Below are 24,301 nucleotides of genomic sequence, written 5' to 3' on the forward strand. Positions count from 1 at the left end.
TTTTTCAAAATATAAGAAAGCATAGTTTCACATCATTCTTTATCCTTATATTTCTACGAGAAACGATTGTCATCCATAACAGATGCCAATGCCGTTTCTTCTTGAAATATAAGAATGTCTATTGAACTTCGGGGTCCCAGCGGTATTTGGCTTCACGAATATCCGCTACTCTTTGGTCCAAGCCATTCCACGGTTCATGGGGATTCGCAGCAATAAGTTTGGATAACCGCATAAAGCGGTCTTTAGGTAGATCTTGCACGTATCGGCCGATCATACTGGAGTAGAGCAGGGCATAACGCTTCATTCTTACTGCAGCTCCGGCAACTCCCGTAAGGATGGTCATACCATTATTCATATGACGAATTTCTACTTCATAGTTCTTTACGTATCGTAGTGTACGATCTTTGATCAGATCAGGACGGACCTTAGCGATCTCGCCGATATATTCGGCTAGTAGCGGCTCGAAATCCTTAAGAAGAAGCTGCTCCAGTTCTAAATCCATATCCTTGCGAAGCAAAAATCCATGCAGCAAGGCGATACGCTGCCGTGCGATCCGGTCACCACGAAGCAGGATGGAGAGTTCGCGCAGCTTCTCGTAGGCAAGCACATCATCCTCACGGAGTACGGAGACAGCCTCCTGACGGTTGATCTCCAGTCCCTCTTTGATGATGCCAATCCCTCGGCCAAGCAGCTCGTTAAGAGAACGAAGATTCTCGTTCTGCCGTGCTTTTCGCTGCGTATAGTACAATAGTCCAGCGAGGAGAATCCCTCCGGCACCACATAACATCATCTGCTCTATGCTATTCCCAAAATAGACGGAGGCTAGTGTAAGCAGTAAGATGAATAGGAGGCGCGTATGCATTTTTCTTCCTGCAATGGATGCAGCTTGCTTTTCTACCGTAATAAGTGAGTCTTTACCGCATTTGGTGCATCGATCTTCACCGAGAGCAGTGTATTGCCCGCAGTGGCGACAAATACGAAGCTTGTCATAAGCGTAACGAGGAGCCTTGAAAGGGCGAAAGGTAACAGGTCTTTTCTTATTCACGGCCTTTATCGCCTCCGTTCAAAGCGGCCAGTAGGCGGTCGTTAATATCATCTCGAGTTAGTGGTTTACGTTGGCGTGCAGCATAGATGGAAATCTGAATTACGACAATTAGGAACGTAATCCCAAGAATGACGTATGAAATCATGGAACAGTCCTTTCTCATAGACGCCTCGCAGTCTGGATGGCTCATAGAATGATCACTCTATGCATCATTGCTACTTTGGTCCGGCGGTCCTAAAGTTGAAGTTTACAAGGTTTAATTATATCATAATGGCATACTATTTACAGATTTTAGCGACAGTGCTGAACCTGTCATATGTGCCTAATATAACACAAGAGGAGCCCTATTTATGCTTCGTAAATATCAAAGTAACAGAACAACTAAGACACTTTTTCAACGTATCTTCCCGGCATTACTGCTGGCGCTATGTCTTGCTGCCTCACCTTTTGCAGCGGTTCAGGCCTATGCGGCAACGTCGGCGCAATCTCACATTGATGCGGTGCTTCTTATCGATGTCAGCAACTCCATGAAGACTAGTGACAAGAACAAAGTCGCGAACGAAGCGATGAAAATGTTCATAGATATGCTATCCACCCAAGGTGATAAAGTAGGTATTGTTGCCTATACCGACAAGGTACAGCGGGAGAAGGCCCTGCTGGAAATTAACTCAGAGACAGATAAACAGGATTTGAAGGATTTTATTGATGGACTGGACCGTGGAGCTTATACCGACATTGCTGTCGGTGTGGAAGAAGCTGTGAAGGTGCTCCAGAATGGTAGCGATCCGAAACATGAGCCAATCATCGTAATGCTAGCTGACGGCAATAACGATTTCAACAAAACAACAGGCCGGACGCAAAGCGAATCGGATAAAGAACTGAACGCCGCTGTGGAGGTTGCCAAGAAGAATGGCTATCCCATTTATACGATTGGTCTTAACGCAGACGGCAAGCTGAATAAACAGAAACTCGCTGATCTGTCCACTGAGACAGGTGGTAAAGCATTTTCGACGGACTCCGCAGATGATCTTCCGCAAATACTTAGTGAAATTTTTGCTAGTCATCTGAAGTTAAAGGTAGTACCTGTGCAGTCGATCACTGCAAATGGGGATTATCAGGATGTGACTGTCAACGTGCCTAACGGCAGTGTTTTGGAAGCCAATATCTCAATTATGTCGTCACAGCCTGTGACCGCGAAGCTAACTGATCCTTCAGGAAAAGCTGTCGCCATCCCGTCCAAGGATGTTGTGCTGTCGAAGTCTTCTACTTATAGCTTGATCAAGCTGTTGTCACCGCAAGAAGGAGATTGGAAGCTTCAGGTCAAAGGTGTGCCAAAGGATAAAATTGATATTAATCTAGTTTTTAACTACGATTTGGAGCTTAAGATCGATGCGTTGCCATCAGCAACCTATAAAAAAGGTGATAAAATTGATATTACCTCTCACCTGTTCAGCAATGGTACTCAGGTAACGCTCAGTAATTTGTATCAAGATATGAAGGCGGTACTGCTTGCTACAGATATCGATACAGGTGATGTACAGGAAATCGAACTGGATAACTCCGGGGATGTTTTTAAGGGCACCTTCGAGGTAAAAGAAAGCCATGACTATGAGCTGAAGGTTCGTGCAGAGGAAAGCAGTTTCTATCGTGAAAGTGCTCCTGTAAAAATCAGCGCGAAGGCAGGTGGCGCTGCAACTACCAGTCCTTCGACAGGAACGGGCAAAGAAGAACCTCTGAAAGAAGCTTCATCCAATACCTTGTATTACATTATTGGTGGTATTCTTCTGGTGTTGGCAGCCGCTGCCGCATGGTATGTGCTGAATAAGAAATCGGCACGTGGTTTTGTTGGACAGCTGGTAATTGAGGTTAAAGACGGCAATACGGGTGAGAAGACCTACCCACAATATAAGAAACTTGCTGGATTCAGAGGCAAGTTCACCCTTCATCAGCTGCTGCAATTAGCGCCTGAGCTGAAGGAAAGTGAGAGCATTATTTTCACACCAGCTAAGAATGACCGATTGCTGTTACGCAGTGGAGAAGGTATTACTGTAGAGAGATCCGGACGTGCTGCGGATGCCTCGCGTGGTCTTGAGCTGAAGAGTGGTGACCGCGTTTCAGTGTCCCTGCACACGGTAGATAAGACGATTTATCTCGAATATTTAGTATAGAAGTGGTTTTGCAAGAAATCTGAAGTACAGCTTCCGCAAAACTTTTAGGAGGATAAGCATATGAAACCAGTAGTAAGAGAGCATATACAGCAATTGGATGTATCACTAGGTGGCGGGATTGTCAGCGATAAGATCAGGGTGGATACGATTGATAATCCGATCCTGATCATTGGACTAGGCGGCACGGGCATTGATGCCCTGCTGCGTCTTAAATATCAGATTAACCGCCGCTTTAAGCTGCCGGAAGATCCGATATCCAAGAAGAAGCGGGACAAGCCGGATAATGTAGAGTTTCTAGCTTTTGAAACGAATGAACAGGATCGCGGAAAGAAATACAAAGGGATCGGACTCGATCCACAGAATGAATTTGTATTGCTGGCGAATGCTGAAATCGGCGGATTGCTGCAGAACCGCAGTATCCTTGATTCGTACATCACGGATTGGCTGTCACCCGAGCTAAGTATCACAGATGGTATGAACGGTGCCGCTGGTGTGCGGCAGGCTGGACGTCTGCTCTTGTTCACCAAGATTAATCAGGTTGTAGGAGCGATTGATAAGAAGATCAAGACCTTATCCGTAGGCACGAACAAAAAGCTGATGGTCTTCCTTTTGACAGGTCTGTCAGGGGGTACAGGTAGTGGAGCGTTCCTTGATATTGCCTATATCGTACGCGGTATTATTGAACGTGATTATGGATCAGCCGGTATTGACCGTGTGAACACACTGGGTTATCTCTTTACACCGGACGTGAACCTGTCTAATAAAAGTCTAAGTGAGCATACGCGTGAATATATTCGCAAGAACGGTTATGCGGCGCTAAAAGAGCTGGATTACTGGATGAATGTAGATAGTCGTGGGGAGCGATTCCAGCAGCAATACGGGAATATTTTGACGGTAAACTCTCCACTGCCTCCGTTTAATTTATGCCATTTGATCTCTGCAACGAATACCGAAGGTAAGCTGTTAGAGAATGCGTATGATTACTGTATGAACGTAACGGCTGAGAACATCACGAACTTTATGGCAAGTGAAGAAAAACAGTCTGGTGAAGAATTCGCCATCCATGACTATATCAGTAATATCCGCACCAATATTGCGCAGATGAATAAGACTTATCCAGCTAACTATGAGTACAACATTATCGGTGCCTCGTCTGCCGTGCTTCCGATTGAGGAAATGACGACTTATCTGGCTTTCCGCTTGTTTGATAAAATGGAAAAAATGTTCCAGCAGGCGCCTGGTCAAGAGGATGTAGAGAAATTCGCACGTAAGCTTGGGATTGATCTCGATAGTATGATTAAAACCTTTGAATCGCGTGTGCCTGAGCCATTGCCAGGTTACGAGAACAGCGAACGTCTGAGTCATGCCAATGTAGTCAAGAATCAAGTGGTAAGTATGGATACAGAGCTGGAGCAGAACTTCCTGGCTCGTGCCCGTGAGGAATATATTAAAACGAAAAAGCAGCTGCCTGGCGAAATTGTTGGACGTTTCAGTGAAGAGCTGGAGCGCATCTTCCTGCACCCAGAGCAAGGGCCGTTCTACGTTTCCCGCCTGCTGTACACAGAGAAGGGCTTCTGTATTTTGAAGCTGATTCAGTCTTATATTGAGGCTTTACGTGAAAGCTTGCTGCGTCTGCCACGCGATATTGAGACGGCGCAGGACAGTGCGGATGAGAAGCTGAGCGATGCACGCAGTGCTTTTGTATCCAAAGAGAAGAAGAAAAATGCCTATATTGACGCTAAAATCAATGAGTATTGGCTGCATGCCGATGTAGAACGTACTGAGCAAATGATTCAATTTTATGAGGACTTATACGAGCTCTTAAACGATGAAAACAGCCGGATTTATGGTGTGTTTACGGAGATTCTTAGTGCGCTTAGCTCGATTTTTGCCAAGAATGGGGACATCCTTATCAATGGTGAAGAGCAAGCGGATTATAAAGGAAACAAAACTTATTATTGGAACATTGTTAACGTGCCGGATATTTCGGCGACGATCTCCAAAATCATGGATCAGAAGGACGGCGACGACTTGATTCGCGACTTCACCCGTGAAATGCTGAAGCATTCCGGACGTTGGGTTAAGGAACAGGAGATTGATATCGTTCGCTCGATTTCAGAGTTCCTTAGTGATAAGTTCGGGGATCTGATCACCCGTTCGATGGAAGATTTCCTTGTGATGAAATTCGGCCATGAAGAGCCGTTGGATAAGTTCGTAGAGCGGATTATTGCCGGTAAATTGGACGAAGAGGCTGTGCCTACCTTCCACCTTAGCAACAGCTCGGGCAGCTTGCATTTCCCATCATGGGGCTTCGTTTCCGTACCTGTTAAAGCACCTGGCATCCTGAAAGGGATTCGTAATTATCAGAATAATGCGCTTGGCAAATCACAATTTACGATCAAAGAAAGCCAAGTGAAAAACCGTATTTTCTGGCTTAACACCCGCAACGGTGTGCCACTCTTCGTATACACGCCACTGCGGGTGTTTGAAGAGAACTATGAGCGGACCATTCTAGATAAGGAAGGGATCGGCCGCCATCTGGTGATGACGGATAAGAACAACTGGACGTATCTGCCTTCTCCGATTCCGGAAAAATCATGGGGTGACACCTACGTCAATTCTCGTGTGCGTGATTATAACGCACGTGTACGTGCAGACTTTGCAAAGGCGTTGGCCAGCGGAGTGATCATCGAAAAAGGTGTAGACGAGAACACAAGCAACAGATACTCTGTTGTGTTCACGAAACCATTTGATATGGATGCTCTGTTGAGTGGATTTGATATGCAGTTAAATTCTTCACGTCCGAATCTCGGAGAAGTGAAGAAGGCGGCTGATGAACTTAAAAATCTGCGCGAGAAGGGCTTGGAACGCGAAGGCATTAAAGATATTTTTGGCAGCATTAACAAAGATATGGCACAGGAGAATCTAATTCGTTCACCGCAACTGATTTCTCGTGTTCGTGTTGAGCTAGCCAAATATGCTGAACTGACTGCAAAAGCAACGGAGCTTGAAGGGCTGCTCCATCAATATCTGGACGAAGACAAGTGGATGGACCAATTCATCGAGGCGTTGTATACGGACAGCATTATCAAGAAAGGCGCACTCTACGTTTATGATCGTGATGAAGAAGAGGACGCTTGGGAGCCGTTTGCCAACTTGATGAAAGAACGTAGCTACGTGGAATATGCCGTGTACCGTCATTTCCGGGAGCTGGATGAGAAGAGCCGCAGCGTTCTGCTGCGTAAGGCAGCTCGTCGTGCGAGTGAAATGACTGCCGCTGAAGACGTAACCCCATTGCTCTATAAGCTGGAAGGGCTGTATGTATCCTTCCTTGAAGCACGCGACAGCTTGGAGTATGAACGGGTAGAGTATGAGAGCGGCGATGAGATGTATAGTTTCTACAAGAGTATGACTAGCAAACTCGGCAGCATCCGCAGAAAGTTGAAATAGGCCTATGATCAAAACACTGGCATTATCTTATGGTGAACAATATGCGGTACAGGAAGAGGCACAGCGCAGTAAAGGGGATGGACGCAGCAGCATCCATTACCCTGCCCTGTTTCTGTTCGTAGGCGACAAGGTTGCTCCGGCCATCGGTCCGGTGCTGGATAGCTGCGAACGAAAATGGGATAACGCCGGCGGTGTTATGGCATTGCATGCTGTGTCAGGCACGAAGAGTGAGGACACAGACAGAAGTAAGAGGGGCTCTGATGCAGGAGGAAAAGACCGGGTGCTGGCCATGGCCTTGCCGGATATGGCAGGGTCAGATCCACGCACTGTGCGTCATGAACTTTACCGCAAGTTTCATGAGGATACACGTTATCTTGCTGAAATGAATAAAGTTATTCGGCGGCTGAGCAACAGTATAGCGGATTATGGACGCCTATATTCATCTTTTGACGTGATCCATCTCTCTATCATTACGCGGGTCGATGACCCGCTTAATGTATTGTTGCCAGAAATTACACTGCTGGCTCGAGCAATACTCAGCCAGTCCTTCAAGTCGGTACAGACGGATCTCTACGCTTTAATCAATGAGCGGGAGCAAGGGGATAATTTTGGATATTCCAGCTCAGTAGGGCTGGCTTTTCTGCGTGAATTGGACAGAATGCAAGCTACGGACTATACGTTTAATGCACCGCTGCTTGTAACCGAGGATGGTCTGTCGATTCCAGTGAGTCATGGTCCTTCCGCTTTATTTGACCTTGTGTATCTGCTCTCCGATAAGAATGAGCGCGGCATGATGTCGGCTCACGGCATGGATGATAACTATGAGATCATCTCCCATATTAGCCTACTTAAGAATCGTGTCCGCCCGACTTCTGATCAAGCTACAGGACACGGTGGTTATAACAATATGACCTTCAAAAGCGGTATTAGAGGTAGCACAGGAAGACAAGGCTACGCCTCCGCAGGCTTTTCTGGCGTGAGAAGACCTAATGTCCAAATTGCCTTGGCCGTGCTGTATCACGCCTTCCGGCGTCTTGCAGCGGATATGCGTGAGGGTAGTCCATGGACTATGCGCGAGCGTCAATCTCTATTAGGGCTGGATCCTGATAGTTTGCGGGAGCATAGGGCGCAGCTAGTCCCGGAGAAAGACGGCCTTAGTGAAATGACAGGGCTAATGAGCCATGGACGTCCGTCCTACAATGAGCTGAAGCAGTTGTCACTTCGTGAAGCTGAACAGCAGCTGTTCGGTGATGGGGGCGAAGCTTATTTCCGTAATAATTTTGTCGCAGAGTCTAACCGGAGAGTAGAAGGTATTCATCCTCTTCGTGGATGGCGCACCCTATTGGCGGCACAGGAAACAGCTACGCCAGCAGTAACATTCTATCAGCTTGCGGAGTGGACAGCTGATCGTGATGAGGGTGGCAGTGTGCTGCATGCTTTGCGTCAGCATATGACAGGATTGCGTTCAGCACTTGTCTCTGCGCAGGATGAGCTCGAGGATCTTTATGCGGAAAGTGTGGAGCGTCAACCGTTCCAGCGTGTGCCGCTTTTTGACAAGCGAACGGTACGCAACTTCATTCATTACTTATTCTCTGCGGTATATGGCAAAAAATATGAGCTATTATGTATGGAAAGTGAGCTTGCGCTGTGCAGTCGTTTGGAATCTGCGCTTGAGCAGCTTCACGTGGAATGTGTGGCCCGTGTGAAAGCTATGGAGACGCTCGAAGAAGAGTTACGTATTACTGTGATGGACAGCATTGGGCGAACGAACGAAACCACTGGCCAGAACGTGATGGAATACTATCGAGTTGTCACAGAAGAAGTAATGAAAGAGATCGAGACCCGGCGTGGGCCAGGAATATTCTTTAGTGACAAGTACATGGGTAGCATTTCTAAGCTTTTAGAGCAAGGCAAAGAAGCGGTAGCGGAGCGTTTGATTGGCATTTGTCAGCGGGAAATATTAACGGCTGATCCGTTTGCTCTATCTTTCGAAGAAGAATTGCTGCGGCGTGCAAATGTTGCGGCTGCTTATGAGAACCGTCAGGTTCTATCCAAGGAAGAGTTGTTCAAGCGTCTGTACCATAATCTGGAGGATAGCGCGACGATCAATGTTCGTCTGTTCGAATACACGCAAGAGCATCGTCATGAGGAAAAATATTTCTTCGGAGACAGCGCATCTGAATTCCTGCGCTATGCATTTGGTGTGGATGAGACGACCCGCATCTATCGCTTAGGCTTCGTGCATGAACAGCGTAGGAGCGGAGTGGAAAAGTTAAATCTGATGGGTGGTTTCCATTTAGAAGACCTGCTCTACTACCGTAATGGTAAGGTTTATTATGAAACCTATGCTCAGAATGGCTATCAGCTTCATGGGGTGAGTGAAGAGCAGCTTCCCGAGATGCGCTGATGGCGTAATAGATGGGTACCCTCACTTTGAGTCTCTTTATTGCATTTTGTGCAATAGATTCATCGGATATAACCTTTAATTAGAGTTCTGTTGTATTTGATACAATAGATTTAAGTAGATTTCTGGAATAGGGACATTTTTCCTTATTTCCAATGCACATTATGCAATAGAATAGAAATAGATGTTTCTTTTATTCCATTCTATTGCACAAAGTGCAATCTGGGGGATGATTACACATCCGGGCAGCCCGTTAATCGGGCTACATAACCCCCGAACAATGTTAAGGCCATAAGAGTACAATTCAGGTTTCTCCCGGAAAGGAAGTATAACGATGCAGAGAAAAATCAATCTGCTCCTGCTCTTCTTCAGTCTGATCGGCGGCGGGGTCGCCTTTCTTTTTGGCGAGTGGCTACTAAGCTGGTACAACGATCTGCCTTCCATCTTGCTCGTAGGCATTTATTTTGCCATAGTAGCACTCGGTATCGGCATCGGTTGTCTGCTTGCAGAAATGATCTCGCCACGGCTGAACGGAGCCTCGTGGAAGCAGCGCTACCTAGGTTTATCCTGGAAGCTCCTGCCTCTGATGATTGTCCTTGCACTTGGAGTTGGAGCATTAACAGAATTTGTTTATGAGCTGAATTTTGGCGGTGCTAAACCGGTTAAAAATGTTGTAATGGCTATCGATGACTCTGGCAGTATGGCGCAGAGTGATCCTGATAACAGCCGTTATTCAGCCGCTAAGGCGTTAATTGCGAGAATGGACAATGACAATCAGGTAGCGGTGGTGACATTTAACCACGAAGCTTTAGTCGTCCAGCCGTTAACACCACTCTCAGATTCGCAGAATCGTGAGAAGGTGTTGACTGCCATTGATAACTTGAAACCAACTGAGGGTGGCACGAACATAAGTGGTGCGATCTCGGAAGCACTTAAGGAGATAGACAGTGACGGCAGAAAAAATCAAGGCGCTATGGTTATCTTGCTGTCGGACGGAGTGAGTAATTTCGACACCTCACGAGAATTACAGACCTATATAGATCGTGGCATTGCCGTAAATACCATTGGTCTGGGGATGCAGGATCCTGCCGGTACCCAGTTGCTGCAGGATATTGCGAAAATAACGGGCGGTCACTATTATGATGTGACAGATACGGCTCTTTTGGGTGATGTATTCCAGCAAATCTATGATCGTTTGGGAGATCGGACATTGCTTACGGTGCGTAGTGATGCTACGGCAGATAGTCCATACTATGCTGCAGTTCGTATTTTGTCGCTGATGCTAATCGGTGCTGCGCTTGGACTCGGTCTTGGTATTATGTTTGATAACCGTCATTTAGCAAAAAGCTTCGGGATTGGCGGCGTTATCTCAGGGTTGTTCGCAGGGCTTATTCTGGAATTTGGACTTAGCGGGCACAATTTCACTGACGGCCTAATTCGCCTCCTTGCTGTTCTTATATTGGCTGCAATCATCTCATTATTTACAGGCGTCATTCCGGTAGGTGAAGGACGTATTTACCGTAATAGAAGAAATAATGCAGCTCCTAATCCACCGTCAGAAAGCTTTCCTGATCGACGGAGAAATCGGAATAGCAAAGGATTCTAGTAGTTGAAAGGGGTTTACAGTGATGAGGTACGCCGAGGATAATGCTTCCGCTCTGGTAATAACGGATGTGACATCTCAAGTGGATGAACGGTTCTGTACGCTGAGATGGCGCTGGCCGGACGGCGTACAGGCGGTGTACATCCATAAGACCTCCGCAGAAGAGGCTTCTATTGGCACCGGGGATATTCCTCCGGTCGGAATGAAGCTCTACACTCGTGAGGAATACAAATCTAACAATGGATACCGTGATCGATTGGATGAGATCGGCCTAGTCTCCTATACCATATACGCTCGCCTTGCTGAGAACGGAGAGACACTGCTGGTGAGGCAAAGTGACGGTGCGAACCGTGTAGTGGTCAGTGCAGGCAAAGCCAGAATCTATTATTCCGTTCAACAAAAAAGAGGATTATTCGGAAAACAAAAGACCGTACATATGGCGATTACGGCAGAAGTTCCAGTGGCTCGAGATGTCCTCTGTTATGTTAAGAAACGGGGAGGACATCCGGCAGGGAAAGAGGATGGTATTCTCTTTCCCTTTGTACAGGATTTCGCCCCTGGACGCAATGTACTCCCGCCGATTGAGATCGGTAAGGATGATTTTGTACGCATCTTTTTCACCGACGGTCCTAAGTATGGGCTTTATTACGAGCTGGTGCCGGAGTAAGATCAGTCTATGCGTACAAGCGAGTGTTGGACAATGCCTGTCCATAGCAAGATACGCAGATACAACTTTTGGGAGGATGAGTAGATGTCTTTTTTTAGCCGTTTTATGAAAAAGAATCAGCCGGAGCCAAGGCCGCTTTTTTATGATATTGTGTGTCCGTATTGCTTCACTAAGTTCTCTCCGGAGGATGTAGTCTTTCGGGCTATGCATAGCCGAGAGGACGATGAGAATTACGCGCTGGGCGAGGATGATGCCTTGAATAAATACCGTGAGCGCTTTGGGCTCGATACGGTGGATGACATAGAAGCAATCATTAATCCGGCGGATATTCCGGAAGAATACCATCATTATACCGATCATGTGTTAACAGGGCTTACGGATCGTTATGGAGTGCTTACACGCAGACGGCTATGTCCATCCTGCCATAACGAGCTGCCTGTGACTGCAGGTAAGGTTCCAAGTAACATTATCTCGATTATCGGAGCTTCCCAAGTCGGGAAGTCGGTATATATGACCGCGCTGATTCATACCTTGCAGCATACGACAGCAGGTCATTTCGATGCCGCTTGTATGCCGCTCAACGCGGAGATTAGCCGTAAGTTCCGTACGCTCTATGAAGAACCGCTGTTTGAACGCGGGGATCTGCTAGCTTCCACACAGAAGGAGAAAATGCAGGAGCCGTTTATCTTTCAATTTGTTTTTAAGGATGAAGAAAAGCCGCCGCTGACACTTGTGTTCTTTGATGTAGCGGGTGAGGGCATGGTGGATCAGGATTATCTCGGACTACACGGTCAACATATTAAGAACTCTGCCGGTATTCTGTTTATGGTCGATCCGCTGCAAATCCGTTCGATCCGTGAGAAGATTCATATTAACATCGGTGATCGCCCGGGCGAATGGGTCTCGCAATATGACGAGCCGCGTGATGTTGTGCTGACGATGTTCGGTGATTTTATCGCTTATCAGGAAAAGAGCAAAACTGACATTCCAACAGCAGTCGTTCTTGCGAAAAGTGATATGCTGCATTCGCTAAAGGATGAGGATGGCGATTACATCAAGTCCAACAGTAATGTGTTCAATAACTATATCCATCGCAAAACATTGAATATGGATGAATTCCATAACATCGACGGAGAAATCCGCAGATTTATTGGTAAGGTGGACAGACCTTTTAAAGATACGATGGATGTGTACTTCTCGAATACGGGCTATTTTGCGGTATCTGCGTTGGGCAGTAATCCTGTGAATCAGAAGATTGAGGGTGTAGTAAGCCCGATTCGTGTAGACGAGCCGTTTATTTGGCTGCTGCATAAGCTGAAGTATATTGAGGGGAGCGACGGCCCGTGAATGTTTTCTCAGGGTCCAAGATCGCCCAACAAATGTATACCCGCGAACGCCGCGGATTATTTCGTTCCACTGAAGGTTTTGATACAGTAGCGAAATCGGACAGTCTGGACAATAATTTTATCAAAAAAACACTGCATCCCTTCTGTCTCTACGATGCTCCAGCAGAGCTGGCCGCGCGTGGGGAGAAGGATGAGACTCTATATCCTAGTGCGCTGCACCTGTTCCATGCAGAGAATGGCGACACGGTTCTTGGGACGAGTCGTTATCAAGCGACGGATTTTACGGGCCAGCGGAGCGCCTTTTTTGCACATAACTTTGTAGTTCCGGCCTCACGTTCAGAGGAGATTATTCAGAGCTACGGCGACTTTCTGCATGCTGATTTCGCAAAAAGTTATGAAGGAGAGCTGGGCGGAACCTTACCGGAGCTGTCAGCTATTCCAGTTATACGTACGGATCGTCGCCCTGATCCTATAGCGGGTTTACGCTTGTTAGGGATTGATGAAGGGATATTTAAGGCATTGCTGCAAGCGGTGATGCTCTCTGTGGCAGGTAAGAAAAAAATCTATATCGCTCTAAATGTACCTATCACGGAGCTGTCCGCACGTGCGGTGGAGCTTACAGAGATTTTATATAGCGTGCTGCCGTATGAATTCCGCCGCAGATTAGGCGTGATTACGTATGCGAATGAACCGCAAAGCCGTAAATATATTCATCTTAGCTTTGTAGAAAAAGGTTCGCTCCGTCCCGGTGATCGCAGCATCGAGAAGGACTTCACATTCGATTTGGTTTCAGGTCGGATGGGGAATGTAGATTTTGGCGAGTCCCGTCAGCCGTATGCTGATCTGGTTTGGAAGCTTTTACTTCTGAATCCAGGGGATCTCGACGATTTCGTAAGTTTTGCCGATCAGATCCTTCGCGGAGAAAGTCCTGAGCATAAACTATCGCTCGCTCTCTATAATGAGTTAGCCGTATTTTATGAGATTGAGCAGGGGAATGAGCACTTATATACAGAGAACAAAAGCGCGGTGCTGAGTGGTTTGCTCTCTTATCTTAAAGCGGAGGGGGCGATTCATTCCAGAATCCGACTGAATGATATTTTCTTGGAGCGGTTCGACCGAGAATTTGATTTAGTCCGGCAAAGGAATGTCCCGGATCCTGCAATTATGGAGTGCTTTAAGGATTATTTTGTGCTGAGGGATCATAATTACAAAGTCAGAATTGTTGATTATTTCATTAATGGTATGCTTCATAGCGTGGAAGCGGGACGCAAAGATGTTCTCAATGCAGCTTACAGTATCATTGAGAGTAATGATGAGCTAAGCGCTACTTTTTTTCAACGGGTAATGTCTGAAGCGTATTTCCGCAAGCAGTTATTAGAGCCTTATATGGAATCAAGACTAGTTGCTGCATCTAAATCTGTGGACATTCTGAATTTTGTACTCCATTGGGGCCGTTTTCTGCCGGCTGCGTTAGAGCAACCTTTTGCTCAGGATGCAGTAAGGGATTACTTGCTAGAAAAGCTACAACTGGAAACTGATCCGGTTGCTGCGGTGGCGGAAATTCATGGCACTGTAGATAAAGCGGAGAAAGATCGACGTAAAGGGACAGGGGTATCTCCTAAAGTACTCTCGCTCATGCAGGAGCTTGCAGCATCTGCAGACAGATTCTTGCTGAACCGGCTATCCCTTACTGAAATGACGCAGGAGGACTTACTGGAGGTTGTTTTCTTACGTTATGGCAATGTCGTGGATTGGCAGCCGCCACTAGATAGAATTAGCAAGCAGAAAGAAAATGCACTCCGCGCTGCTTATCGCTGGTTTGGTGAAGAGAAGCCGAATGAAGAGATTTTTGCAGGCTTATCTCCAAAGGAACTGGACGATGTACAGTTGCTCGGTCGCCGTTTACTGAAGGAAGCCCGAGTACTAGAGCCTTTTGAACGTCTGCCTCTAGCTTTCTACTACACCAGTCAGCGCGAGGGTGGTCCACTGGATTATGACGCACTCTTGGAATTAGTAAAGCATAAAGCCGGTACCGATAAGGATGTTATCTATCGATTCTTTGCATGGTCTCAAGGAAATTCTTTATTTACGATATCGAATAAAAAGCTTTATCCGGGTTACCGCCGGGCGATTCTGAAGTATTTCCAGAGCAGTGACCGCGAAGCCTTCAAGAATCGTGAGTTCCGTAAAAGCTATGTTGCTACAGCACGGCCTGCTCTTCAAAATGTGTACAATGAAGCTCGCTCCCAGCTCGCTTCCCCGCTGGCGCGCTGGATCAGCCGCAGTCGATTTCGACTCCTGATCTCCGGTTCCATTACGGGCATTCTGGTGATTATCGCAATTATCGTATTCAGTATGCTGCGTCCGGATGATCCAAAGACGGCTCTGCCGGGGACAAGCCCTGAGCCGACACCCGTTCAGAGTGCAGGCAATGAGCTGCCTCCGGCTTCAGTATACTTGAAGGATCAGAGCGTCGAAGGAGATAAGGGGAGCAGCATATTGGTGTTCACGTTTGCCAAAGCTGATGATTGTGTGCAATTTAATCCGACGGAGATTAGTCTGATGACTTCATCCAATGTGGTGGATAAGAGCTTTAAAGTCGCTGCTAGCCATGGAACTTGTCCAGTTCCGTCAGCGGATGCCACAGGCGCTAATTCTGAAACGGCTGAAGGTGCGGACGCTACTAACTCAGGAGCCGATGCCACACCTTCTCCAACGCCTTCATCTGATGCGGAGAATAACATAGTTGATCCATCCGCGACAGCTGTCACAGAAGGGGTACAGCCATCCTATCAGGTGGAGGTTACCTTAGAACCGGGAGCGACCATCGTAGAGAAAAGTATGATCAAGGCGGGAAGATTTACATTGATTGTAGATCCCGCTCCAAAGGATACACTGGGTGTTAACTCAAGTGCTGAACCTTCTCCAACTGCAAGTCCGGAAGGAACAGCTGAATAAAGGAATTTCTGAACAGCAGAACAATACCGAAAGGTTGGTTCTGCTGTTCTTTTTTTTGTTACTCATACAAAGCTTTTCTATAGACATGCTATGTATTAATAGATATGATTATGAAAATAAGGTTATACCGCCCTTTCTAGGGGCGGTCTTTATGTTGTGCGCTCTTATTTTATGTAGTATCCATTCCTTTATAGAAAGAGGTTGAACAATGAAGAAAATAGTCACCTCCAAGTTTTTTGTACTTGGACTGGCCATATTCATGGTCATTTCAATTTTAGGAACATCCCTTGCTCCGGCAGGAACCATCTTCGCAGAGGCGGGTGTTAGCACCGGACTAGATGAATCTAGCGATGCAACTGCTCAGGCGGAGCGAATTAATGTTGCGGATGCGACCTATACAGCTGCAGAATTTATTCTAAAGGGTGGCGTGCAGTCGGATTGGCAAGCGATTGGGCTGGCTCAAGCGGGATACAAACTGCCAGCAGGTTACCGTCTAGCTCTTGAGAAAAAGGTGAAGGATGCAGAGGGGAATTTCGCGAGCGTAACGGATTATGCGAGAATTGTACTCGCAGTAAGAGCGGTAGGTGCTGATCCTACCAACTTTGCTGGAAGCGGAACAACACCTGGCTATAACTTAATAGAGAAGATCTATAATCATGACAAAATCAGTGGACAGACACTTAATAATCCAGTATATGCTTTGCTCGCACTGGACTCTGGTAAATATAACATTCCATATAACGCGAAATGGACAGCGGATAAGCTCATTGCTGAGATTCTCTCCAAGCAAAATCAAGATGGCGGCTTTGCCTTAACGACAGGCGCTAGTGAGCCAGATATGACAGCGATAGCTTTGACCGCTCTAGCGGCACATAAGCGTAATCCAGAAGCTTACACAGCAGGGCTACAAGCCGTATCTTGGCTCTCTAATGCTCAGGATAGTCATGGAGGTTACGGAGATAGTGCTGAGAGCGCTGCACAAGCTATTCTAGGTCTCACATCCTTCGGTGTAGATCCAAGTGGATTAGAATATGCCAAGAATAAAGTGAATCTGATCGGTAACCTGCTGAGCTACCGTCTAGCTGACGGAAGCTTCGCTCATAGCCGTGGCGGAAGCAGTAATATTCTAGCTACTGAGCAAGGCCTTCAGGCGCTTGTAGCCTACAATCTACTCTATAAAGGCAGTAACAGTAAGTTATACGATTTTTCTAAGTCATCTGTTCAGAATGCCTTAATCTATGCACCTGTTACTGTAGAGGGTCCTAAGAGTACTTTAGCACAGGGATATGGATATGCTAGCAACGTACTTGGTGCACTAGAGAAGCTGGCTCTTCAGACGAACTTGCCGATCACGAATCCTTCCGGTGCATATGTCACAGGAATTGGAAACATTCCCGCCGGAAGCTACGGCGGCTATGACGGATGGATGTATGCCGTATCCCGTAACGGTCAATGGATCAACCCTGATGTTGGAATGAGTGATTTTGCGCTTAAAGATTCAGATCAGGTCTTGGTTTATTATGCTGGAGATGATACTAAACTTGTAGATTCGGTAACGGTGTCCAAAGCAAGCCTTAAAGAGGGCGGTTCTTTTACTGTAGTAGTGACTAGTAAGACATGGAAATGGGACGCTGTAACGAATACATCCTCCCCGGTAGCTGCCAAAGCATCTGGCGTTCAGGTCCAAATTGGAAATCGCATCGTAACAACAAATGCTAAAGGCGAGGCGCTATTCTCAGGGAATGTTCCAGCAGGTGATTACAAGCTGACTGTAACAGGCTATCGTGAAGGAAAAGCGCCATCGATAGCTAAATATACTCAAGATCTAAAGGTAATTCCTAAGAATGTAACGGCTTCACTTACCGTTGAGGGTCCGCAAGGACTGATCGGTGAGGGGACTTTAAAGGCTTCCAATGCGCTTGAAGCTTTGCAGCAATTGGGGTTATCCAATGATTTTAAAGTAGATATCACGAAATCGTCGTATGGTAATTTTGTATCGGGTATTCATGGAGTTACTCAAGGCCTTTATGATGGCTGGTGGAGCTTCGTAGTATGGCGTAGCGGTGAATGGATCTATCCAAGTGTGGGTATGGACGCTTTTGAATTACAGGAATCCGACCGTGTTCTTGTATATTATGCCGGAGAAACCACACAGGTTGTTGATACTGCGGTTGTATCCTCTGCACAGCCGAAGCCGGGTGAAGCTTTCACTGTAACAGTTTCTCAGAAAAAATGGGTGTGGAATAAGGATACCTTTACTTCCGATCCAGTGACTTCTCCAGCCGCTGGCGTGCAGGTCTTGATCGGTGATCAGAAGGCGATCACAAATGCTAAGGGTGTAGCTGTATTTGACCAAGGTCTACCAGCGAATACCTATACGATCATTGTTACCGGATATGCTAAAGATAGTGTGCCTAGTGTGCCTAGTGTGGCGCGTTATACTCAGTCACTAAACATTGCTTCAGATGTTATTGCTCCTGTTAAAGCTACGGCTACCCTTTCAGTCGTTGGGGATAACAAGAAGGGTACGATTCTGAACAGTACAACAGTATCGCTAAAAGAAGGTGAAACGGCTTATAGCTTATTGATTAGTCAATTGGGCGATAAGGTAGTGTCATCCGGAAACGCTGGAAGTAAATACGTGAAATCTATAGATGGTTTGTCCGAATTTGATGGCGGACCTAGCAGTGGATGGAAGTATAAGACGAATAGAGATGCTGATCCAAGTATCAGCGCGGACAGCTACATTTTAGAGAACGGTGATATATTATATTGGTATTATTCATCGGGTGAATAAGTAGGGTTAGTTATTCGTTAGGCGGACACTAAGATTCGGAGTATTAGCGGGTCGAGTGTCCGTTTTTGTTTTCGTTCGTTGCATTATTTGACAACAGAAACTTTTTTTCGACATTTTATTCATGATTTTATTTAAAAATCATCACACTATTCGCCTTTCTTACCGATAAAAATAGATAGTTAGTAAGATCATGTGAAGGCGGAATGCAGATGAAGAATATGAAAGTGAAATTCAAAATTGGGATTCTATTGGTATTTTCTGTAGTCATGTTGAACATTGTGGGGGTAACTGGCTTTATCACCATGGACAAAATGGCCCAAAAAACAACAGAAACGTATAATGAAAACTTATTGCCTGTTTCTTACGTGGGACAAATGCGTACAAACAATCGGGCCATTGAAGCTTTTCTCTTGGAGCGCATGATTAGCGTCGATGTAAACAAGAACAAACAACTGAAAGAGAGTATTACGGAGAAAGTTCAGGAAAATAATAATCTTTTGAACAAGTTGAAGACCGTCCAGTACAATGATAGTGCGGTAGTGAGTAAAATAAAGGAATATGAGTCCTCCTTAACAGACTATCGTGCACAAAGAGATAATATTATTCAGGTAGCAGATAGCAAAGGTAGCAAAGAGGCCTTTCAAGTATTCACAGGTGAGTTTAGTAATTCTCGTGAGAAAATGATCAATATGCTTAAAGGAATAAGCGATTCGCTGCTAAAGGGAGCTGAAGATCATAATTCAGAGTCTACGGCTACCGCTAAGAGCATGAAGACTAAAAGTATAGTGTTGATATCGTTCTCTTGGATCATTTGTATCGTACTTAGTGTTGCAATCATTCGACTGATTACGAAACCTCTTAAGGAACTGCAAGGTTTAATGAAGCGGGCGGAAAATGGAGATTTAACCGTCACAGCAACGTATACCGCAAAGGATGAAATCGGCCAAATTAATAGCTCATTTAACAATATGCTGGAGAGCTTACGGAAGATGATGCAAGGCATTGCGGAGAGTGCAGAATTGTTATCAGCCTCATCGCAAGAGATGAGCGCTAGTGCTGAGCAGACCTCGTTGGCTTCGCAAATGATCGCCGAAGCTTCTGGAGAGATTGCAGCGGGGTTTGATGAACAGACGGAAAGCATTAATCGTACTTCTCAGTCTATACAAGCTATGACCAATAATATTTCGGCCGTAGAAAGTAGCAGTTTTGAAATGTCCGACCTTATGGGAGTCGCTTCTGGTTCAACAGATCAAGGGGTAATCGCCGTAGATAACATCATTGAACAGATGAAGGAAATCGACTCCGGCGTAACTCAGAGCCAAGAGATTATTAGTAACCTTGGGCAGCTGTCTCAGGATATAAATACAATTATTACTACGATTAACGGAATTGCAACACAGACGAACCTGCTGGCGCTTAATGCTTCTATTGAAGCAGCGAGAGCTGGAGAACATGGACGTGGCTTTGCTGTAGTTGCTGGAGAAATTCGGGGTCTTGCAGAAGCGACACGAAACAGTTCACTGAAAGTAACGGATATTATTACGCATATTCAAAAGCAAACTGAAAGAGCAGTAGAATCAATGGCTTTCGGCTCCGAGCTAGTCTCTCACGGCGTAGCTCAAAGTCAGCTCGTATCTCAAGCGTTTCATGAGATTCAAAGTTCTATTAAAGAAGCTACGCTGCAGACGGAAGAGATTAGAGAGGCGGTTGCGCATGTCTCCTTAGAGTCACAAGGTGTAGCGGCAGCAATGGAACAGGTCAATGCAATATCCAATAAAGGGGCAGTGGGTGTTCAGGACACCAGCGCAGCTAGTCAGCAGCAACTGTCTGCTATGGAGGAAATGTCCGCATCAGCTCAGTATTTAGCGGTGCTGGCGGAAGATCTGCAGAAGACTTTAGCGCGATTTAAATTATAACGCGAAATGAAAAAAAGGACGTCCCAGAGCCATTTAGGCTTTGGAGACGTCCTTTTGTGTGTTATTGAATGGAGTTAAGCATACCAGCCCCATACGAAGATGAAGAGCGTACCAAAGATCGTAACTAAGCCAACGAATAAGGCATAGGCGATATTGAGGTAGAGTTCTTTCTTGGTATCAGCTGATTCTCCAATATGCATGAACAGGAAGAGCTGCAGGGAAGCCTGAATGAGCGCTGTAATAAGCAGGATAGCCATGTTCGCACTATTAGATAGATCAAGGTAGATTACAGCAAGTGCAGCCACAGAAAGGACAAGAGAGGCTAAGAAACCCATCACATGGCGAATTGGAAACAGTTGCTTCATCATGCTACATCAGTCCTTTCAGATAGACGAAGCTGAAAATAAAGATCCAGACAACGTCCAAGAAATGCCAGTACAGCGAGAAGATAAAGGATTTATTGGCCGTAGCCGGAGTAATACCTTGACGCTTCAACTGGATTAAGATAGCCGCACCCCACAGGAACCCGAACGATACGTGAGCTCCGTGTGTTCCCAGCAGTACAAAGAGACTGGATAGGAATCCGCTGGTTTGAAGTGTAGCCCCTTCGTGAACATAAGTGACAAACTCCATGATTTCAATACCAAGGAAGCCGAGACCCATGAGTAGGGTTAGTCCGAAAAAGACCATCATAGCTTTCTGGTAACCATGCCGCATAGCATGAACTGCAAGACCGATCGTAAATGAGCTTGTCAACAGCAGTAATGTTTCGATCATCACGGGACCAATTTCAAAAAGGTCCGGCCCGCTAGGGCCGCTGGCAAAACGGTCTACCATTACAAAGTAAACAGTGAACAACGTAGCGAACAGTGCAATCTCTGCTCCTAGAAAGACCCAGAAGCCAAAGATTTTATTACTATTCTCTTCTGTTGAGTATTCAAGCGGCTTAGACGCATCTATTTTCATATTGTCTCACCCCGCAATTTCTTTTCAGTAGCAATAACTTCTTCTGCAGGGATGTAGAATCCGTGATCCCGATCGAAGGACATAGCAGCTAGAACGATGAGGATACCTACTCCAGAGAGAATGGCTGGAATCCAGAGACTGAATACCAGAGAGAATCCTGCAATGAAGAAGATAACACCCAGAATAAATGGTTTGCCTGAATTGCTAGGCATATGAATCTTAGTAATCTTGTCTTCGTATAGAGGTACGTTGTCTTGTTTAGAGAACCAGTAGGCATCGCGTGTTTTTACGGTTGGAACCACTGCGAAGTTGTAAGCTGGAATCGGACTTTTCGTTGCCCACTCCAGTGTACGTGCATCCCATGGATCTCCATTTGTATCTCTTGGTTCATAACGTGTACTCCAGTAGATGTTATACACCAGAATTACAAATCCGACTGTAAGACCTATCGCCCCTATGAACGAGACCATACTGAGCGGACCAAATCCGGTATCCGCAGAATAAGTGTATTGTCGACGTGTCATTCCCTTAAGTCCGAGAAGGAACAGTGGGAAGAACGATACGTTAAAGGAAATAATAATCCACCAGAAGGCATGTTTACCAAGGCGTTCGTTCAAACGGAAGCCGAATACTTTAGGGAACCAGTAGTGGAAACCTGCGATAACGGCGAATACAGCACCTGGAATGAGAACGTAGTGGAAATGCGCTACCAGGAACATTGTATTATGGTACTGATAATCGGCGCTGGCCATGGCCAGCATGACACCTGTTACCCCACCAATCGTAAAGATCGGGATAAACGCGAGCGAATATAGCATCGGCGTCGTAAATGATATTCGCCCTTTTCGTAAGGTGAATAGCCAGTTGAATATTTTCACACCTGTTGGAACGGCAATGGCCATTGTAGTAATCGAGAAGAAACTGTTAACCATAGCGCCTTGACCCATTGTATAGAAATGGTGAGCCCATACTAAGAAGGACAAGAGGGAGATGATCAACATACTAAAGACCATGGATGTATATCCATACAGGTTCTTTTTGGAGAAGGTGGCGATAATTTCACTATAAATACCGAAGGCGGGTAGTACAACGATATATACTTCTGGATGTCCCCATACCCAGAAAAGGTTGGCCCATAACATATCCATACCGCCGTTGGCCATCGTGAAGAATTGAGAGCCGAATAACCGGTCGAACATCATCAAAGCGAGCGCAACCGTAAGCACTGGGAAAGCGAATACGATAATTACGTTCGTGATTAGAACGGACCATGTAAACATTGGCATTTTCATCAGCTTCATACCAGGAGCACGCATCTTCAGAATCGTTACAATAAAGTTAACGCCTGTGAGGAGTGTACCGATACCCGATATTTGTAGCGCGAGCGAGTAGTAGTTGTTACCCACCGTTGGGCTGAACTCTATACTTGCTAGTGGGAAGTATGCAGACCAACCAGCATCTGGTGATCCCCCGATAACAAACGAAATGTTAAGCAGCATTGCTCCGAAGAAGAAGAGCCAGAAGCTGACAGCGTTAAGACGTGGGAAGGCAACGTCTCTGGCACCGATTTGTAGCGGTACGATAACGTTCATCAGACCGATAATAAACGGCATGGCCATAAAGAGGATCATGATCAAGCCGTGTGTTGTAAATACCTCGTTGTAATGCTGTGCGTCAAGAAATTTCATGTCTGGGGCTGCGGTTTGCAGCTTCATCATAATAGCGTCAACGCCGCCGCGGAAAAGCATTAGTAGCGCAGCAAGGATATACATAACCCCGATACGTTTGTGGTCAACGGTAGTTAACCATTCGCGCCATAAATATCCCCATTTTTTAAAATAGGTTAGGCCGACGATAATCCCGATTGTAGCTAAAACAATACTTGCCATAGCCCCGTAAATCAGGGGTTCGCCATGGACCTTAAATTTATCCCAATCCATTAGGAAACGCTCCTTTCAAGTTGCTCAATTAACATGGACTAATGTCCTTCATGTGTAGTGCTCTGTTCATCCAGTTCTGGATTAGGTTCGCTGTTAAATTCTGTCTCGCTAGACGGTGCAGGAGACGGATGAATTTCTTTATTATCCTGATGTTCCATAGTTCCATTATCCATATCCATTTCTTTACCATTATTACTCATATGGTCGCCATGTTCTCCCGGAGGAGGGCTAAAGGATAAGTGAGTGTTGGTGTATGTTTTGCGTCCGACATATTCCATTTTCAAAAGATTTTTGAATTCGTCTTCAGTTAATGGACCTGCTGTTTCTTTAACATCTTTTACCCATTCTTGATAGTCCTTATCAGTCATCGCAAGGGCTTCGAACTCCATGTGGGCAAAACCCTTACCATTAAAGTTCGCATTTCTTCCGGTATAAGAACCTACAGTATCCGCTGAAAGATGCAGAGTGGTAAGCATGTCACTCATCGCATATTTCTGTCCTCCCAATTGAGGGATCCAGAGACTTGAGATCGTACCGAAAGAGTACAATCTGAACTCGACAGCGCGGTGAACTGGAATGTTCACGTAGTTTACGGTTTCAATACCTTCCTCAGGATAGCTGAAATGCCATTTCCAGTTGGAGGAGGAAGCGTAGATTACAAGCGGTTTCTGATCTTTATAATCCGCTGCAACGTTTTCTACATCTACTGTCGTTTTGACAGTGACCACGGAGAGGAATGCCACGATAATAATCGGGATTGTAATCCAGATGGCCTCCAACCATTTGTTTCCTTCCTCGTGAGGAGGAATATAATCTTCATTACTTTTCTTAGCGCGGTACTTCAAAAGTACAAAGACATATAAGATGTAGACAACTGCTAGAACACCGAGCATCATAACAATGGAGAGGATGATCGTGTCAGACAGAGTTCTCGCAGCCGGCCCCTTCGGATTCAGAACAGCGATTGAACTGCATCCTGGCAAGAGTAAAATTAGGCTGAGAAATAAAGCGTATAACGGTCCCTTTTTGTTCATGCTTAAG

15 protein-coding genes are annotated in these 24,301 nt (G+C 45.9%); 9 read left to right on the top strand and 6 right to left on the bottom strand.

The genetic code is table 11. The annotated features are described in order from the left end of the window. Nucleotides 1–118: 118 nt before the first annotated feature. Nucleotides 119–1,045, bottom strand: a complete 927-nt coding sequence (locus tag MHI27_RS04615) for a hypothetical protein (RefSeq protein ID WP_149646435.1) — start codon at nucleotides 1,043–1,045, stop codon at nucleotides 119–121. Then, entirely contained in the window at nucleotides 1,038–1,208 is a 171-nt protein-coding gene (locus MHI27_RS04620) for a hypothetical protein (RefSeq protein WP_156113055.1), read from the bottom strand. Before MHI27_RS04620 ends, MHI27_RS04615 begins: the two co-directional genes overlap by 8 nt. 187 nt (nucleotides 1,209–1,395) lie before the next feature. Between MHI27_RS04620 and MHI27_RS04625 the strand changes: the two genes are divergently transcribed. From MHI27_RS04625 to MHI27_RS04665, 9 genes are all read left to right on the top strand, one after another. Further along, a complete protein-coding gene (locus tag MHI27_RS04625; protein WP_405175710.1) occupies nucleotides 1,396–3,213 on the top strand; it encodes a vWA domain-containing protein in 1,818 nt (605 codons plus the stop codon). A 60-nt stretch (nucleotides 3,214–3,273) separates the two neighbouring features. Then, the gene (locus MHI27_RS04630) at nucleotides 3,274–6,663 is read left to right on the top strand and encodes a tubulin-like doman-containing protein (protein ID WP_405175711.1); all 3,390 of its coding nucleotides are present in this window, start codon (nucleotides 3,274–3,276) and stop codon (nucleotides 6,661–6,663) included. A gap of 4 nt (nucleotides 6,664–6,667) precedes the next feature. Then, the gene (locus tag MHI27_RS04635; protein ID WP_076283864.1) at nucleotides 6,668–9,070 is read left to right on the top strand and encodes a transcription initiation factor TFIID; all 2,403 of its coding nucleotides are present in this window, start codon (nucleotides 6,668–6,670) and stop codon (nucleotides 9,068–9,070) included. 331 nt (nucleotides 9,071–9,401) lie between these two features. Next, nucleotides 9,402–10,673, top strand: coding sequence for a vWA domain-containing protein (locus MHI27_RS04640; RefSeq protein WP_405175712.1), 1,272 nt, complete (start codon nucleotides 9,402–9,404; stop codon nucleotides 10,671–10,673). Nucleotides 10,674–10,695: 22 nt separating this feature from the next. Further along, a complete protein-coding gene (locus MHI27_RS04645) occupies nucleotides 10,696–11,337 on the top strand; it encodes a hypothetical protein (protein ID WP_042185104.1) in 642 nt (213 codons plus the stop codon). 84 nt (nucleotides 11,338–11,421) lie between these two features. Continuing rightward, nucleotides 11,422–12,684 carry a hypothetical protein gene (locus tag MHI27_RS04650; RefSeq protein ID WP_405175713.1) on the top strand — a complete coding sequence of 421 codons (1,263 nt, stop codon included), beginning with the start codon at nucleotides 11,422–11,424 and terminating at the stop codon, nucleotides 12,682–12,684. Next, the gene (locus MHI27_RS04655) at nucleotides 12,681–15,641 is read left to right on the top strand and encodes a glycosyltransferase (RefSeq protein WP_405175714.1); all 2,961 of its coding nucleotides are present in this window, start codon (nucleotides 12,681–12,683) and stop codon (nucleotides 15,639–15,641) included. The genes MHI27_RS04650 and MHI27_RS04655 overlap by 4 nt, the downstream gene beginning before the upstream one ends. Nucleotides 15,642–15,849: 208 nt before the next feature. After that, nucleotides 15,850–18,438 carry a DUF4430 domain-containing protein gene (locus MHI27_RS04660; protein WP_405175715.1) on the top strand — a complete coding sequence of 863 codons (2,589 nt, stop codon included), beginning with the start codon at nucleotides 15,850–15,852 and terminating at the stop codon, nucleotides 18,436–18,438. Nucleotides 18,439–18,647: 209 nt separating this feature from the next. Continuing rightward, the gene (locus MHI27_RS04665) at nucleotides 18,648–20,354 is read left to right on the top strand and encodes a methyl-accepting chemotaxis protein (protein ID WP_405175716.1); all 1,707 of its coding nucleotides are present in this window, start codon (nucleotides 18,648–18,650) and stop codon (nucleotides 20,352–20,354) included. A gap of 74 nt (nucleotides 20,355–20,428) precedes the next feature. On the opposite strand, the gene qoxD is transcribed toward MHI27_RS04665, so the two are convergent. Genes qoxD through qoxA form a run of 4 tightly spaced genes read right to left on the bottom strand, consistent with a single transcriptional unit; the run spans nucleotide 20,429 to nucleotide 24,294 of the window. Continuing rightward, on the bottom strand, nucleotides 20,429–20,722 hold the full coding sequence (qoxD, locus tag MHI27_RS04670; protein WP_179085737.1) for a cytochrome aa3 quinol oxidase subunit IV: 294 nt from the start codon (nucleotides 20,720–20,722) through the stop codon (nucleotides 20,429–20,431). A 1-nt stretch (nucleotide 20,723) separates the two neighbouring features. Next, on the bottom strand, nucleotides 20,724–21,320 hold the full coding sequence (gene qoxC / locus MHI27_RS04675) for a cytochrome aa3 quinol oxidase subunit III (RefSeq protein WP_076283869.1): 597 nt from the start codon (nucleotides 21,318–21,320) through the stop codon (nucleotides 20,724–20,726). Continuing rightward, the gene (gene qoxB / locus MHI27_RS04680; RefSeq protein ID WP_042185110.1) at nucleotides 21,317–23,260 is read right to left on the bottom strand and encodes a cytochrome aa3 quinol oxidase subunit I; all 1,944 of its coding nucleotides are present in this window, start codon (nucleotides 23,258–23,260) and stop codon (nucleotides 21,317–21,319) included. Before qoxB ends, qoxC begins: the two co-directional genes overlap by 4 nt. A gap of 38 nt (nucleotides 23,261–23,298) precedes the next feature. After that, nucleotides 23,299–24,294 carry a cytochrome aa3 quinol oxidase subunit II gene (gene qoxA / locus MHI27_RS04685; RefSeq protein WP_076283870.1) on the bottom strand — a complete coding sequence of 332 codons (996 nt, stop codon included), beginning with the start codon at nucleotides 24,292–24,294 and terminating at the stop codon, nucleotides 23,299–23,301. Nucleotides 24,295–24,301: the final 7 nt, after the last annotated feature.

It is taken from the genome of Paenibacillus sp. FSL H8-0261, assembly GCF_045040645.1.
GTDB lineage: Bacteria > Bacillota > Bacilli > Paenibacillales > Paenibacillaceae > Paenibacillus_AQ.